Source organism: Lactiplantibacillus garii (genome assembly GCF_003885105.1).
Taxonomy (GTDB): Bacteria; Bacillota; Bacilli; order Lactobacillales; family Lactobacillaceae; genus Lactiplantibacillus; species Lactiplantibacillus garii.
Genome location: NZ_QWZQ01000015.1, coordinates 1 through 15,529, shown reverse-complemented (window position 1 = coordinate 15,529; position 15,529 = coordinate 1). Strand labels below are relative to the sequence as shown.

Genomic DNA, 15,529 nt, shown 5'->3' with positions numbered 1-15,529 from the left:
CCTTGACTAACTAACTTTCACGTGCAGACGTTGATTTGACCGGTTGAGTGCTGGCGGCTGGACGGTCACGTAATGCCCGCAGTGCCCAGAGAATCGAAACCGTATCAACCACTTCTTGGAGCATCGCCCCGAACAACGCCGGGATGATCCCGGTACTGGCAATCAACATCAGCACCGTACAAATCGCAATCCCGATCCAAACGGCCTGTTTAGCGACCTGCATGGTATCCTTAGCGATTTGAATGGCGGTCACGACCCGGCTGAGGTCGTCTTTTAAAATGACAACGTCGGCGGATTCGCTGGCCGCCGTTGATCCGTGGGCCCCCATGGCGATGCCCACGTCGGCAACGGCCAGGGACGGTGCGTCGTTGACCCCGTCACCGACCATGATCACCGGTCGTTCGTCCTTAGGAACGGACTTGAGGTGCTTGATTTTGTCGGCGGGTAAGAGGTCGGCGGCGACCGTATCGATTCCCACTTTATCGGCGATGCTATCGGCGATTGCTTTTTGATCCCCCGTCAGCATCATGACGTTTTTAACGCCCTCCGCGTGTAACGCTTTTAAGGTGTCCGCGGCTTCGGGACGCACGTTATCGATAAAGGTAACGTAACCGGCGTACTGGTCGTTGATGGCGACGTAAATGGCGGTTTGGGCCAGTGGCTGATGGGTCGTATCGGGGGCCACGAACTTCAACTTCCCAACCTTGACCACGTCATCGTCAATCGTCGCGGTTACCCCGTTACCAGTAACTTCTTCGAGGTCAGTGGCCGGACTCAGCGCCGTGTCGCTTGCGTATTTAACGAGTGACCGGGCCAAAATATGACTGGAGTTTTGCTCGGCACTGGCGGCTAAGTGAATAATTTGTTCCGCGGTAAAAGCGGCTTGGGGAACGATCTGGTTAACGGTCAACTGACCGCTAGTAATCGTCCCGGTCTTATCAAACGCAGCCGACTTAGCCGTCGACATTTTTTCAAGCATGTCCCCGGTTTTTACCACGATCCCGTTACGACTCGTCCGACTCATACCAGAAACGAGGGCGACTGGGGCGGCTAGGATCAGTGGGCAGGGAGAAGCCACGACGAGTACTTCGGCAAAACGGTGCGGGTCGCCGCTAACGGCCCAAGCAATCCCAGCAATAACGTACGCGACTAAGGTAAAGGGAACGGCGTAGCGGTCAGCCAAGCGAACAAACTTAGCGGGCCGGGACTCGGATTCCTTTACTAACTTAACGAGTTGTTGATACTGACTGTCGGCGGCCAACTTATCTACGACCATTGTGACGGCACTGTCACCATTGACAGCCCCGGACATGACGTCGTCGCCCACATTTTTTTCGACTGGTTTGGATTCACCGGTGAGGGAAGATTCGTCAAAGAGGGCGGTTCCCTGGATTAGGTGGCCGTCAACTGGAACTAGTTCCCCCGGCTTAACGACTAATTGGTCACCGACGCTGGCGTCTTCCACGGCAATGTCGGTGAGCTTTTCACCAACGAGCCGGTGGGCGTTACGTGGTGAATTATCGAGCAAAGCCTTTAATTCCGTGTTGGCCCGCTTAGCCGCGTAGTCTTCCAAGGAATCGCCCCCGGTCAGCATGATCAGCACGACTAAGCCAGCCCAGTATTCACTCACGGCCAGGGTGGCCACGATGGCGGTAATGGCTAATAAATCGACGCCGTATTTCCCCGAACGTAACGTCTTGATCATTTCAACCAGCATGGATAGTGCCATGAGCGACCCCCACAGAGTGATGATCAGTTGGGCGGCCAGCTGCTGGTGAAACCCAAATTGTAAAATTAACGCGATGATTCCGACACTGACCGTTAACGTTAGTTTATAGTAATGGCGCATCGAAAACCCCTCCCCTTGTTTATTGAAACCGATTCCGTTATGATTGTTATAATCATAACATGAAGTTCAATTAAATTAAACAGATAAGAATGATTCTAAATAAAAATCTAATAGTTTCGAAAAACTTTGACTATTTTCTGAAAAATTGACTGATTTGAGCCATAAAAAAGGGGGCTCAGCCCTATCATGTTAAGGCTAAGCCCCCGTTAAACCGGTCATTTTACTTCTAATCTAATACTAGTATACTTATACATGAACATCAGATATCAGAAAAATACTGAAATCAGCATTTGTATAAGACCAGACGCGCTGTACAGGTGGTAACCCGTTACCCTTGTCGCGTGTTTTTTTGTACCACGGAACGCCATTTTAAACTTGCTGGGCGTGCCGGCAAAACTGGACTTACTTATCTGATGCATCAAGGGGGTTATCCATTAGCAAGATAATGTAACCATTAATCGTTACGTGGTGTGTAGGCGTGATCGACTCAGTATGGGGACGAGCACAATTTGAAACACTAATCAGCGCTAAAATAAAGATCAACACCAACGCGATTATGCAATTAATCATACAATTTTCAGTATGGCGTTGTCGGAACTCAACCAACGGAAAGAAGGAAATTCTGCTACTGATTTTGAGTTAGCACAAACAGAGTTCGGACAACAAAGCCGATTAAACCTGATTTAGTCAGGGTACTGAGTGCTCCGGGAGCGACCCGGGGGAATGTACCGATTGCTAGTCGGAAATTTACGCGTGGGGACTACCAACGAGTTTGGTAGGGAGAACCACGAATTTTATTGATATATAGAGAGTATATACTCAGTAGCAGGTTTATTATTTTAAAAAGTAAGAATATTGATTGGTGGGTTTACTTACCAACGATTGGGCTCTTTGCGGTGGCATCCATTATTTTATTAAGGGGTGGTCATTCGTTGGAAACTAGTTTAAGTGGCATTTTAAACTGGTTAACGAACAACATGAGTTGGTTGTACATGTCAGTATACGTGATTACTTTTGTTTTCTTCATTTACTTAGGATTTAGCAAACTTGGTAAGACCAAGTTGGGTGATCCTAAGGACAAACCCGAATTTTCAACGTTTCACTGGGGCAGCATGGTCTACGCCACGGGGATCGATGCCAGTATCTTAATGCTAAGTATCGTTGACCCGTTACGTTACCTGCAAAGCCCCTCATTCGGCGTTAAGCCGTTTTCAACGTCGGCCTACAATTACGCGCACATGCTCGGTCAGTTCAATTGGGGCCCGATGGCGTGGATGATGTTTGCGCCGGCGACGATTGCCATCGCTTACGCCATGTACGTTAAGCACGTCAAAGTTCAGCGGTTAAGTGCCGCTATCACCGTTTTACAGGGACCGGGTACCGCTAAGCGGGTTGCCCGTAACACCATCGACCTCCTCGTGATCATTGGGATCATGGGGGGCGTCGGGACTTCCGTCGGTATGGAAATTCCGGTTATTTCTAAAGTGTTAAGTGCTGCTACCGGGATTGCGGATAGCATGGGACTTAAGTTGGCCTTATTTGCGTTACTATTCGTGATTTTTGCCGTGGCCGTTTTCAACGGACTAAAAAAGGGAATCGGTCGGCTGAGCTCCGCGCATATTTGGCTTGCCATTGGTTTCTTAGTATTAGTCTTGGTTGTCGGTCCGACCCTGTACATTTTAAACTCCGAAACGAACAGTATTGGATTGTTCATTAACAAGTTCGTTAGTTTAAGTACGAACACTGCGCCCAACGGTCATGCAACGGCCATGCAACGGCAAACGATCTTTTACTGGGGCTGGTGGTTATCATTCATGCCCGTCATGGGATTATTCATTGCCCGCATTTCACGGGGCCGGACGATTCGGCAGGTCCTAGGCGGCATGTTGTTATGGGGTTCATTAGGTTGTGTCAGCTTCTACGCCGTTCTGGGTGGTTACGCCCTTTACTTACAACGGACGGGAGTTGTTAACTTAGTTCACATCTTAAATACGCAGGGACAAGCGGCCGTAATTGCGGCGGTCTTATCAACGTTGCCGTTGAAGATGATCATGCTAGCCCTGTACTGCTTATCGTGTTTCGTGTTCTTGGCTACGACGGTTTCGTCGTTCGCCTTCATCACGTCATCGTTTACGAGTAAGCAATTAGCACCTGGTCAACAGCCAAGTCGTTTTAACCGGATGAGCTGGGTCGTTATTTTCCTCGTCTTTTCACTGGGGTTAGTAACGGTCGGTGGTTTTGAGTCAATTCAGTCCATTTGTGCGATGTCTGGTTTTCCGTTGACGATCGTTGCGTTAGTCTTGCTGTATTCAATTCACCACGACTTAACGACTGATCCGGTCAAGGAAGCTGCTAAGGCGAATGCCAAGGCTGCTGAATTGGCTCGTCGGAAACGGTTGGCACGGGACGTGGAGATCACGACCCATACCGATTACGCACGTGAACGGCGTGCGGCCCGTAAATCGGCACAGGAAACGGATTAAGCAATTAAAATTTTTAAAAATGACAGAGTGTGCCAAAAGCCGGTTAGCGGGTGAGCATTAACGGCGTATGGCGAATAATCCTGGGATTGGATTGTTTGACATACGTGGTTAAGCGGAGCTAGCTGACTTTTGACGCACGTTTCGACAATGATTGTTCGGAGATAAAAAAGAAGCTGTGACTTTTGTCACAGCTTCTTTTTTGCGGTTATTTACGGCTTATTCAGCTTAACCGTTTATTTTACATAATCGTTAACGATAATTTACGTTAAAACACATTACCTTTACAAGCTAACCATATACTAAGGGTGTATTTTGATGGCTAGGCAGGTGGTCTGAGAAAAAACAGGAACGTGGTTGAGAGTTTGTTTAAATGGGGCACTAATCAGCTAGGCCGTAGTGCCGATTACGCCGACTTAGCTGAAATTGTTAGTCCAAATCGAATTGATAAAGGAGCATGGACATTATGCAAAAATTGACCAAAATTGCTACCGGCGTCGTGGCGGCAGCGGGACTTATTTCATTTTCAGGTACCATTGCGAACGCGGATGGGGGGGTGAACACCCCTAAAACTACCGCTGCTCAGGTTACCAGTGTTACTACGACCAGCACGGGGCAATCAGGCACTACCACTGACCACCAGAATGTGACTGCTACTAAACCAACGACTGTTCAACATGCGGCGGCTCCGACCGCGTCTGCGCCGACTCAACCAGCGCCCCGCGTAGCGCCGGCTAGTCCTAGTCCATCAATTAATCCGGGTGCAAGCCACCCCGCAGTCAAACCGGCTCCGACCACAGCGAGTCAGTCGGGTGTAGCGCCAACCGCTACTAAAGCTGGTAATAATCAACAGTTAACCACCGCCACCACAGCTAAGTCGGTGTTGGCTAACCAGCATGGTAGTGTCCAAGAGAATTCCCAGAATAATGCTCAATCCAAAACAACCAGTACGGCCCCGGCGCCGAGTGCATCTGCTCCAAGTTCAACCGTATCCGCCACCGCGCTAGCTAACCAGCGGATTAGTGCCCGGGAGAACGACTTAGCAAAAGCGCAATCCAAACTGCCAACTACCGGGACAACGTCAACCGTAACGCACCCAACCCAAGATAACTTTAGTGATTACGTTCGGCCCGCAATGCCGGAATACGCTGTAGCGGGGGATCCCGACGTGGCGACCGTCGTTCCCGTTGAAACGCCGACTGCGACGTCAACGCCCACAGCGCCGGCACCCCGTACGTCAGTTCAAGCCAAGGCGCTGCCACAAACCGACGAAACGAACCCGGCGAAGCTTGGTGCCCTGGGGCTGGTGTTATTGGTCCTAGCCGCCGCCTCACAGCTCGTTGGCCTTAAACGTAAATCACGATAACTGATTGCTTAGCTTCATTGAATGCCGCTCCCCTAAATAATAACGAAAGTGAAACAAGACTTTAAAGCCCCCAAATTACTCAAAATCAACCGAGTAGTTTAGGGGCTTGGTCTTTAATGGTAATGGTGCGGCAACGTGGGCCAGAAGTTGGCTGGCTCACGGTACTGCTCACGAACTAAGCGATGGTGAGGCCACGCTTTACTAAATTAAAGGCAAAAATTTACAGTAAGAGGGGGTCTTCCTTTACATTCAGATTTTACACTGGAATTTGTAATAAAAATTTAGCGCAGTCAGGACGGGTGAACATGCTAAAAATGATGGGTACGGGAGTCACGCTATTAGGCCTAGGCTTGATTATTAACCGGTGGGGAACGTTAGTTAAGTGGCACGCGGTCGCCCCTCGTTAGGTTGTTCCGTTTTGATTAGCTAGAAGGTCAAATGAGTTACGAACTATGGGGGATGAGGCTATGACAAAAGTCACAGCCTCTTTTTCATCTCCGAATAATTATTGTCGAAACGGGTTTCAAAAGTCAGCGGGCTCCGCTTAAAGGCTAACCGACTTTTGGCACACTCTGATTAAGGGACGGCTTAGTCTTAAAAAGGATCGACCAAATTGGTCGATCCTTTTGCTTGGTCATTATTTAATTTTCTTTTTAGTTGCGGAAGCTTTTTTGCTAGGGCGCGCCTTTTTAGGTTGCGCTTTTTTCCGTTCGCGTAGGAGGTCCTTGAACGCGTCAATTTCGGCCGTGTGTTTAGCCACCCATTCCTTATAGTTAGAATGGGAATCGGTATCACTAATTTTTAAGCCGGTTTCTAACCAAAACAACGCTTCGGTCAACGACCCAAAGTTGTGGAACCACAATGTGTGGCCGTTATCGGAGTCCATCGCAACGTAGGATTTATAGTGGGGCGTTAAAAAAGTATGCTTAACAATTTTAAACGCGGCCCGTCGCCGGGTTAATTTATAGTCCGGTAAAATGTAGCGTCCGGGGTGTGCCAACCGCGGGATGGAATTTTTACGTTGTTCTTTGTACTCAGTCAACATACCTTTAGCACGGTCGGCAGTGATGAGGGAAATATCGAATTTTGACATAGCAGGGCTCCCCTTGATGATAGCAGTGTGGAATTGGTTTTTAGTTATTAATGATGTTGAACGTTTATTAAACGCTCACATCATTAATGATAGCGCAGTTTTACTAAAATTCGAAATATAAAAACTTAAATTGGTGGGGATTTTTGCTTTCTTACGGTAAAATTAAACAAACGAATGGGAGGCGTAACAATGGCAACACAACCACTGAGCTTTTACGAAAAAGACATTCCCCGGGTCGGTGAATTATTGGCGGCAGAGCCCCAATTAGCAGATTTTTTTGCACAGTTGACCCCCGGTTATCAACGGGAATGGGCCCGCTTCATTTTTGGCGCGAAGGCCGAAGCGACGCAACAACGGCACGTAACGGTCATGAAGACCGTGTTTAAAGCCGGCTATAAGTCTAAACGTGCATACGATAGTCGCGCTAAGTAGGGGATGAACGGGATGCGTTTCTCAAAACGGTACCACCTATTTGAATGGCTCATTAATTTACTACTGGTAATTGGTCCCGTAATCCTAATTGGCTTAGGCTTATTGGGGACCGGGGGCTGGATTGAAATGGTGCTCGGCACGGCTTTTATGATCCCAATTAGTTTAGGATGCACTATTTTTTACGGCTGGTTGTATTTTCAACCCACGCCGCACCACCTTGCTGGTTACCAGTGGGGGCTGTTGGCCTTTTACCTACTGGGGCTAGTAGGCAGCTTGATCATGACGACTTTCGCGTGGAACTTGAGTTAAAAACAGCATTAAAGAGATTGGAACCAAACTTTACGCGACTGACGTTTCCGTGACAATGGTGTCGAAACGTGCACTAAAAGTCAGTTTGTTCCGCTTAACCCAAAACCGGTGACCATTCCAAACCTAGGAATAATCACCGGTTTCACGTTAATGCTCACAAACTAAGCGACTTTTGGTCCACTCTTTTTTTACGATGTCATTAAATTATTGGTCACGGTAAATCGTTACCGGCGGCAAAATAAATGTCATACCACTCCTGGCGGGTTAGATCGATCGCCGCTCCGGCCGCGTTTTCGGCTAAATGGGTAGGATTCATCGTACCCAGGATAACCTGGAACTTAGCGGGGTGTCGAAGAATCCAGGCGGTAGCGATAGCGCTCTTACTGGTGTGCTTTTCATCCGCTAAGGTTTGCATGGCCGCGTTTAGTTTTGGAAACTTCGGGTTATCCAAGAAGATGCCGGCGAAGTTTCCGTACTGGTAAGGCGACCAGGCTTGAATAGTCATGTGGTGGAGGCGGGCGTATTCGATAATGCCGCCGTCGTGGTCGATACTACGTTCATCCTGCATGTTAGTGTGCAGACCGAAATCAATGGCGTTGGTGTGCATAATACCAAATTGAAGTTGGTTGATCATTAGTCGCTGGTTAAGGGCGGCTTGTAACAGGTCAACTTGACCGGGATTAAAGTTGGAAACGCCAAAGTGGCGTACCTTACCGCTGGCTTGGAGCTCGTCAAAGGCCGCTGCAACCTCCTCTGGCTCCATTAAAGCGTCGGGGCGGTGAAGTAGGAAGCTATCCAGGTAATCCACGCCTAACCGTTGTAATTCGCCGTTAACGGCGTCAAGGATGTGCTGCTTGGAAAAGTCGTACCGCTTACCGGGGACGATGCCCCCCTTAGACTGGATGTAGAGTTGATCCCGACGTACTGAAGATTGTTTGAGTGCCGCACCGAAAATTTCTGACGATTTACCAGCACCGTAAATATCGGCGGAATCAACGTAGTTAATGCCCAAGTCAACGGCGGTTTCAATAACTTTACTTGCTTGCGCGACGTTTAGGGCGTCCATGCGCATGATACCTAGGGCAACGGCGGAAGCCCGTAACCCACTGTCTCCTAAATTAATGGTTTTCAATTTATAACCCCCTCGTAGTGACTTAAGTATACGGTTTCAAAGCGTCAGTGTAAACGATTGCATCATGAGCGCAAAAAAATAGGACCCAAGGCTTCTCAACTCGAGTCCTACTTATGAGGAATAATCCTGATTAGCAAGAAATAAATGTTCAGTGTTCTTAATACGTTACACCTTCATGCTATTCAATTTTACGCGTGTCCAACTTCTAGCGGACTAACCCGTATTTGTTGTATCTATCTGCTTTAGTCGATCAAAAGTAGTCTATACTTGATTGCGACTCGTTAGACGGGTTTTAACGAAAGTCGAGCTCGCGGTTAAAACTTGGTAATGTCTTCGTAACAGACACGCACCTCCGTTTAAACTTTTAAAACCTGAGTCTACAATGGAACTGGTACTAGTGGAACTTTCAACTGGTCATTGGTGACACCTGTTTCCAACTAAAAAGTTAAAACCTGATCGTCGTGCTAATGCCAATTAATTCTGTTGCGGTCATCGTTTATTCAAGGGTTAACGTTCAGTCATCCAGTGCGCTGTCTCGCGACATTCATTGGACCGATAACGTTCTTCAACGCTCAAAACGGTTTCGATAACGACCCGAACGGTGGAACTAGTTGCCTAACATTACAACGGCAACCCAATCTCATTGAGAAGCTTTGCTAATGAGGATTACTTCCTTTCCTCACTTAGTATACTACCAGCTTTTGTAAACGCTTGCAACCTAAAAGACTGCTTTTTTATAATTTATTTTAGCGCGCGGAGGGAGTGGGATTTTACCGGAAACGGATTGAATTTAACCGGGTAACCAGTATAATTGAAGTAATTAATGAAAGCGTTTTTAAAAGGGGCGGTAAGGATGAGTAACGACACGTTTAAAGAGCAAGCGTACCACGCACTGAGTTCGGTGATTGATCCAGAATTAGGGATTGATCTAGTGAGTTTAGGATTGATCTACGATGCCACGTTGAGTCCCACGGGAGTGGCAAACGTGACGATGACCCTCACGATCGTAGGGTGTCCGTTGACCGACTGGTTGGCGGATTCAATTCACGACGCGTTGATCAGCCTTCCCGGCGTTAAGTCGATTGAAATTGAAATTACGTTTGATCCGGCTTGGAACGAGACCATGATGAGCCGGGAAGCTAAGCTGCAACTAGGGATTCACTAAAACGATAATGGCAGGAAAAGTCGCCGTTGACCAACTTTGAGGAGTTAGTCGACGACGGCTTTTATATTTCCGCACAATTATTGTCGAAACGTGCGCCAAAAGTCGGCGGGCTCCGATCACCAGCTAACCGACTTTTGGCACAATCAAAAATTAAAAAGAAGTCGCTGACCAGCATCAGCGACTTCTTAATCATGAAAGGACTTGAGTTAAAGCTTTGGGAGTGGCATCCACTTCTTGTAGCCAGTATAGTCGGCGGTCCGTAACAGCTTTTCAGCGTTAGCAACCCGGTCGGGAGTCGGGGATTCGATTCCCTCCAGACGGTACTTGATCTTCATTTCGTGGTACTTCTTGACGCCCAAAGTGTGGTACGGCAATACTTCGACCTTTTGAACAACATCGTTCGGAATCTTAGCGATGTAGTCGCCAAGTTCTGCTAAATATTTGTCGTCATCGGTCCGTTCGGGTACGAGCACGTGGCGAATCCACATATCGTCGTGGTGTGCCGCCATGTACTGGATCATATCCAAAATGTTTTCGTTGCCGTACTGGGTCAACTTCTTGTGTTCTGCGGAGTTGATGTGTTTGATATCTACGAGTGAGATATCGGTAACGGCCATTAAACGTTCAAACTTGTCGAAAAACGGTTGTTCCCGCGTGAACGGTTGTCCCGAGGTATCCAAGCAAGTACTGATATCTAAAGCCTTGGCCTTTTCAAACAGTTCAAGGATGAAGTCGATCTGGACCAGTGATTCACCACCACTAACGGTAATACCACCAGTTTTACCCCAGAACGCCCGGTACTTTTGTGCGTCTTCCAAAATTTCATCGGTCGTCATTTGATCACCGACGTTGAGTTTCCAAGTGTCGGGGTTGTGGCAGTACTGACAGCGCATGTGGCAGCCTTGCAAAAATGCCACGTAGCGGATGCCGGGACCATCGACCGACCCGAACGTTTCAATGGAATGGACGTAGCCAATCAAAGGCTCCTTTTTCGGTTGTTCAGTTGTTGCGGTTTTGCTACTTACCATGAGCCTTCGCCTCTTAACTTATTATTAGTTACATCTTATCGAAGAATGTACGTGAAATAACGTCGTCTTGTTGTTCCTTGGTTAAGTCTGCGAAGTAGACACAGTAGCCAGAAACCCGAACCGTTAAAGTAGGATATTCTTCTGGGTGCTTTTGGGCATCAATCAAAGTATCCTTGTTGAATACGTTGATGTTCAAGTGCATCCCGTCATTTTCGAAGTAACCATCTAACATGTTAACCAAAGTATTCTTACGTGATTCCATGTCGTGACCCAACGTGTTTGGTGTGACACCAAAGGTATTGGAGATCCCATCAGTTGCGTAACGGTATGGCAGCTTAGCAGTTGAAAGGAGTGAAGCTAACGCGCCGCTCTTTTCAGCGCCGTATGCTGGGTTAGCACCTGGTGAGAATGGTTCACCTTTTTGACGGCCGTTAGGGGTAGTCCCAGTGTTCTTACCATAAACAACGTTTGAAGTAATGGTCAAAACAGAGGTTGAAAGTTTAGCCCCACGGTATAGGTGATGCGTGTTCATCTTACTGTAGAGTTCCTTGACTAAGCCCTTAGCAATGTTATCTACGCGGTCATCGTTGTTCCCGTAGCGTGGGAAGTCGTTGTCCACTTCAAAGTTAACGGCAATGCCACGTTCGTCACGGATGATCTTAACGTGACCGTACTTGATAGCTGAAACTGAGTCGGCAGCGTGTGATAAGCCGGAGATCCCAGTGGCGAAGGTCCGGTCAAGGTTAGTATCCTTCAATGCCATTTCAGCTGCTTCGTAGTAGTACTTGTCGTGCATGTAGTGGATAGCGTTCAGTGAGTTAACGTAAGTGTCAGCTAACCAGTCCATTTGTTTGCTGAATTTCTCCATGAATTCGTCGTAATCGATGTATTCTGAAGTAATTGGTTCGTAGGCTGGGCCAACTTGGTCGCCGGTGATTTCATCACGGCCACCGTTGATAGCGTAAAGGATAGCCTTTGCTAAGTTAGCCCGGGCACCGAAGTATTGGATCCCGTCGGCAACTGGTTGTGCGGAAACACAGCAAGCAATGCCGTAGTAGTCGGTACCCCATTGTACCCGCATTAAATCGTCGTTTTCGTATTGGATCGTTGAACTATCGATTGAAACTTCAGTTGCGTAACGTTTGAAGTCTTCTGGCAAGCGGTCTGACCAAAGAATGGTGATGTTTGGTTCTGGAGCGGCTCCCATGTTGTCCAAGGTCTTTAAGATCCGGAAAGCGGTCTTAGTAACGTGGTGTTGACCATCAACGCCTAAACCACACATTGATAAGGTTGCCCAGATTGGGTCACCAGAGAAGAGGGAGTTATATTCTTCAGTCCGGATGAAGCGAACCATCCGTAACTTCATAACGAATTGGTCAATGATTTCTTGGGCTTGGTCTTCGGTAATGATACCAGCGTCCAAGTCACGTTGGATGTAAATATCCATCGTCGTATCGATCCGGCCAACGGACATTGCGGCACCGTTTTGAGTCTTGATAGCTGCTAAGTAGCCGAAGTACATCCATTGTACGGCTTCCTGAGCAGTTTCAGCAGGACGGCTGATGTCGTAGCCGTAAGTTGCGGCCATTTCTTTCATGTCCTTCAAGGCCTTGTATTGGTCTTGAACTTCTTCACGGAGACGAATAACGTCATCAGTTAATTCACCATCGCCAATGTGAGCAAAGTCGTTGGCTTTGTCTTCCATCAAGCGGTCAATCCCGTAAACGGCAACCCGTGGTAAGTCAGGAATGATCCGGCCACGTGCGTATGCATCGGGAAGACCGGTAATGATCTTTTCGTGACGAGCTTTACGCATGTCAGGAGTGTAAACATCGAAGACCCCTTGGTTGTGGGTCTTACGGTATTCAGTAAAGATCTTGTCTTGTTCAGGATCTAATTCGTAACCGTATGATTTCAAAGCATCGTCGGCCATCCGGATACCACCAAATGGCATGAATGCACGTTTTAATGGTTTGTCGGTTTGTAAACCAACAATCTTTTCTAAGTCTTTATCAATGTAACCAGGAGCGTGAGAAGTGATCGTTGAAACAACACTCGTGTCGGCGTCAAGGACACCGCCAGCTTCACGTTCGGCTTTCTTCAAGGCTAAAACTTTATCGTTTAAAGTCTTGGTTGCTGCGGTCGGTCCAACTAAGAAACTTTCGTCCCCGTTGTACTGTGTGAAGTTGTTCTGAATAAAATCACGGATATTAATTTCTTCTTGCCAATGGCCACCCTTAAAACCTTTCCAAGCTTTAGGAGTTTCGGTTTTATCAACTGTAATCATTTGAGTCGCCTCCATAATTTATATACATTCCTTGTATGTCTAAAATAATAACAATATTCGCGGAATATGTAAACGTTTTCACGAGAATTAATTATAAGTTTTTGATTAACAAACGCGTAGTAATTTGAAAATACCGGAACTCCGGCATTTGTAACCTTACAGCAATGGGAAATTATGAACGTAAAGTATCTTAAATAAAAATGGTGTCCAAAATAATTGGCATATTCCAATCGTATATTGAATTTATTGTGCACTATTTAATTTGACAATGACAATTATTGAAACACGAATTCTTTAATGGTTTGTCATTGATTTTACACGGAAGTCCGTTATTATTAAGGGGTATTAAAGTCTGTAAGCGTCCCGGTGGGGATGTTCAGTGACGAAAGGTAGGGGCACTGATATGCTCGAAAAGATTGAACAGTATATTGATAGTTGTATTGAAGCGGGAGACGTCTACGGTGCGTCGTTTAGTTTGATCACGCCACGCGGTATTGATCAGTACTATCACGGTCACCAGGGACACGACCAGTTTGCAGTCGGGCTGGATGCGTCGATGATTTACGACTTAGCCTCGGTGACAAAGGTGGTTGCAACGACGACCCGGATTTTTCAAATGCTTTCAGATCACACGGTTCGTTTAGAGGATTCGGTTGCAAGGTTTTTACCAGGCTTTGCACACCCTGAAATCACCATCCAAAATTTGTTGTTACACAATAGTGGTTTGCCGGCAGATATTGACCATTTGTCTGAGATGAACCGCGAAGATTTGATTCGGGCAGTGTATGAGAGCAAACTGCTCAGCAAACCTGGCGAGCGGTACCTATACTCTGATCTAGGCTACATGTTATTAGGGTGGATCATTCGGACGGTCGACGGCTCACTGGCACGGAGCATTCAGGACCACGTTTGCTACCCGTTGGCGATGACCAATACGGGTTACAACTTGAATCGGCCTAAAGTACGGTTTGTACCAACGGAATTTGACCCGCGTCGGGGCCAGATTCAAGGCCAGGTCCACGACTATAAGGCGTTTTTACTCAACGGTGAAAGTGGGCATGCGGGGCTGTTCTCAACTTTGACCGATTTATCCGTCTTTATTGAAATGATGCTCAACTTTGGCGAGTACCAGGGAAAGCGGGTCTTGGATGAAAACGTCTTTGACTGGTTAGGCCAGTTTGATGAGCACGGTCGGACGTTAGGCTGGGAACGGCGTAATGGCCAGCACCAGTATTTTCATACGGGTTACACCGGACCGGCGATTGCCTTTGATCTGGATCGCCAGATTGGGATGGTCGTTTTAACCAACCGGGTATACCCGACCAGCGATAACCAGATCTGGAACCAGGACCGTAGTCACGTCTTAGACCTGTTCTTTGAAAAATAGTGCCTTTAATTTAGTAGAAATTAACGAAAAAGCAAGCCGTTATCCGAGTTTTGGAATCATGGCTTGCTTTTTTAGTGATAGTGGCTGTCTTAGCGCCGATTAACGGTTTGCTTTGGTTTTTCGTAAACTAACAAGTTGTTGTTTACTATATAAGAAGCACAACTAATTTCGGAGCCATTTAAAGCCGGGGACTTGCCGAAAAATTCGGAAACAAGTGTATCCGAGGATGACCCCCGCCCAGTTGGTGATGACGTCGTCTGTTTCGACCCAGCGACTGATGTGAACTAACCAGTCGAGAATGAATTGACCACTTTCTAAACAAAGTCCCGTGACTAGGCCGGCTAAAATAATCTGACGCCAGGACCAGTGGGGAAAGTTCCACCCAAGCAGTGCCCCGAGTGGCATCGTAAGCAAAACGTTGAGCCAAAACTCGATGTCCAGTTGTTGAAACGGAACTAGGTTTAATTTGACTGGCCCCCACTGTACGTAGTGCAAAATTAAATCACCGCTAAAGTTATAGGCGGTGGGAGTATAACAAAATGCCGTTAGTATCCAAATGAAGAGCAGCAATCCGGATCGTTTAAGACGTCGCCAGATATTGGTTGGTTGCCGCCACTGTTGAAAACCAAAGTAACTGCAGAGTAGGGTGCTTAACATAAATGGTACCCAAGCAAGCATTGGGGACCCTCCTTTCGACTATATTATAGATAAAAGGGGGGGTAACGTGCTACTTTTGAAAAAAGAATGAAAAAGTCGTTGACACTTTCATTTTGAATTGGTATATTAGTAAACGTTGCTGCTACGGCGGTACGGAAACTCAATTAATTAATTTCAAAAAGCTGTTGCAAATAGCCTTAGAAATTGATATGATAGTTTTTGTTGCCGCAACGGCAACAATCATCAGCTTAATTAGTTACTTCTTTAAAAAAGAAGTTGACACAAATGATTAAAACTGTTATGATAATTAAGTTGCGTTAAGGAATTAACGTAACGAATTAACG

12 protein-coding genes are annotated in these 15,529 nt (G+C 47.0%); 6 read left to right on the top strand and 6 right to left on the bottom strand.

Features of this window, described 5'->3' with window-relative positions; genetic code table 11:
* Positions 1-10 precede the first annotated feature (10 nt).
* Positions 11-1,849 carry a heavy metal translocating P-type ATPase gene (locus tag D1831_RS05880; RefSeq protein WP_125072000.1) on the bottom strand — a complete coding sequence of 613 codons (1,839 nt, stop codon included), beginning with the start codon at positions 1,847-1,849 and terminating at the stop codon, positions 11-13.
* 815 nt (positions 1,850-2,664) lie between these two features.
* Here D1831_RS05880 and D1831_RS05875 point away from each other — a divergent pair.
* Together D1831_RS05875 and D1831_RS05870 are read left to right on the top strand one after the other, a co-directional pair.
* A complete protein-coding gene (locus D1831_RS05875; RefSeq protein ID WP_125072050.1) occupies positions 2,665-4,332 on the top strand; it encodes a BCCT family transporter in 1,668 nt (555 codons plus the stop codon).
* Positions 4,333-4,795: 463 nt separating this feature from the next.
* Positions 4,796-5,695, top strand: coding sequence for an LPXTG cell wall anchor domain-containing protein (locus tag D1831_RS05870; RefSeq protein WP_158610639.1), 900 nt, complete (start codon positions 4,796-4,798; stop codon positions 5,693-5,695).
* A gap of 637 nt (positions 5,696-6,332) precedes the next feature.
* Here the strand turns inward: D1831_RS05870 and D1831_RS05865 are convergent.
* Positions 6,333-6,788 carry a hypothetical protein gene (locus D1831_RS05865; RefSeq protein ID WP_125071998.1) on the bottom strand — a complete coding sequence of 152 codons (456 nt, stop codon included), beginning with the start codon at positions 6,786-6,788 and terminating at the stop codon, positions 6,333-6,335.
* Between the two features lie 189 nt (positions 6,789-6,977).
* Between D1831_RS05865 and D1831_RS05860 the strand changes: the two genes are divergently transcribed.
* Together D1831_RS05860 and D1831_RS05855 are read left to right on the top strand one after the other, a co-directional pair.
* Entirely contained in the window at positions 6,978-7,220 is a 243-nt protein-coding gene (locus tag D1831_RS05860) for a YdeI/OmpD-associated family protein (RefSeq protein ID WP_125071997.1), read from the top strand.
* 12 nt (positions 7,221-7,232) lie between these two features.
* Positions 7,233-7,529 carry a hypothetical protein gene (locus tag D1831_RS05855; RefSeq protein WP_125071996.1) on the top strand — a complete coding sequence of 99 codons (297 nt, stop codon included), beginning with the start codon at positions 7,233-7,235 and terminating at the stop codon, positions 7,527-7,529.
* A 211-nt stretch (positions 7,530-7,740) separates the two neighbouring features.
* Here the strand turns inward: D1831_RS05855 and D1831_RS05850 are convergent, their stop codons facing one another.
* A complete protein-coding gene (locus D1831_RS05850) occupies positions 7,741-8,661 on the bottom strand; it encodes an aldo/keto reductase (RefSeq protein WP_125071995.1) in 921 nt (306 codons plus the stop codon).
* 853 nt (positions 8,662-9,514) lie between these two features.
* Here D1831_RS05850 and D1831_RS05845 point away from each other — a divergent pair.
* Complete coding sequence (locus D1831_RS05845) at positions 9,515-9,826, top strand: metal-sulfur cluster assembly factor (RefSeq protein ID WP_125071994.1); 312 nt, start codon at positions 9,515-9,517, stop codon at positions 9,824-9,826.
* A 206-nt stretch (positions 9,827-10,032) separates the two neighbouring features.
* Here D1831_RS05845 and pflA read toward each other — a convergent pair whose 3' ends face one another.
* Both pflA and pflB read right to left on the bottom strand, forming a co-directional pair.
* Positions 10,033-10,854, bottom strand: coding sequence for a pyruvate formate-lyase-activating protein (gene pflA, locus D1831_RS05840; RefSeq protein ID WP_125071993.1), 822 nt, complete (start codon positions 10,852-10,854; stop codon positions 10,033-10,035).
* Positions 10,855-10,882: 28 nt separating this feature from the next.
* Entirely contained in the window at positions 10,883-13,141 is a 2,259-nt protein-coding gene (gene pflB, locus D1831_RS05835; RefSeq protein ID WP_125071992.1) for a formate C-acetyltransferase, read from the bottom strand.
* 403 nt (positions 13,142-13,544) lie between these two features.
* Here pflB and D1831_RS05830 point away from each other — a divergent pair, with 403 nt between their 5' ends.
* Positions 13,545-14,528, top strand: a complete 984-nt coding sequence (locus D1831_RS05830; protein ID WP_125071991.1) for a serine hydrolase domain-containing protein — start codon at positions 13,545-13,547, stop codon at positions 14,526-14,528.
* Positions 14,529-14,690: 162 nt separating this feature from the next.
* On the opposite strand, the gene D1831_RS05825 is transcribed toward D1831_RS05830, so the two are convergent.
* Positions 14,691-15,206 carry a VanZ family protein gene (locus D1831_RS05825; protein WP_125071990.1) on the bottom strand — a complete coding sequence of 172 codons (516 nt, stop codon included), beginning with the start codon at positions 15,204-15,206 and terminating at the stop codon, positions 14,691-14,693.
* Between the last annotated feature and the right edge of the window lie 323 nt (positions 15,207-15,529).

What these genes read in the sequence shown, in the direction of transcription:
- D1831_RS05880 (WP_125072000.1), bottom strand. Translation starts at nt 1,849, where the DNA reads ATGCGCCATTACTATAAACTAACGTTAACGGTCAGTGTCGGAATCATC.
- D1831_RS05870 (WP_158610639.1), top strand. Translation starts at nt 4,796, where the DNA reads ATGCAAAAATTGACCAAAATTGCTACCGGCGTCGTGGCGGCAGCGGGA.
- D1831_RS05865 (WP_125071998.1), bottom strand. Translation starts at nt 6,788, where the DNA reads ATGTCAAAATTCGATATTTCCCTCATCACTGCCGACCGTGCTAAAGGT.
- D1831_RS05860 (WP_125071997.1), top strand. Translation starts at nt 6,978, where the DNA reads ATGGCAACACAACCACTGAGCTTTTACGAAAAAGACATTCCCCGGGTC.
- D1831_RS05855 (WP_125071996.1), top strand. Translation starts at nt 7,233, where the DNA reads ATGCGTTTCTCAAAACGGTACCACCTATTTGAATGGCTCATTAATTTA.
- D1831_RS05845 (WP_125071994.1), top strand. Translation starts at nt 9,515, where the DNA reads ATGAGTAACGACACGTTTAAAGAGCAAGCGTACCACGCACTGAGTTCG.
- pflA (WP_125071993.1), bottom strand. Translation starts at nt 10,854, where the DNA reads ATGGTAAGTAGCAAAACCGCAACAACTGAACAACCGAAAAAGGAGCCT.
- pflB (WP_125071992.1), bottom strand. Translation starts at nt 13,141, where the DNA reads ATGATTACAGTTGATAAAACCGAAACTCCTAAAGCTTGGAAAGGTTTT.
- D1831_RS05830 (WP_125071991.1), top strand. Translation starts at nt 13,545, where the DNA reads ATGCTCGAAAAGATTGAACAGTATATTGATAGTTGTATTGAAGCGGGA.
- D1831_RS05825 (WP_125071990.1), bottom strand. Translation starts at nt 15,206, where the DNA reads ATGCTTGCTTGGGTACCATTTATGTTAAGCACCCTACTCTGCAGTTAC.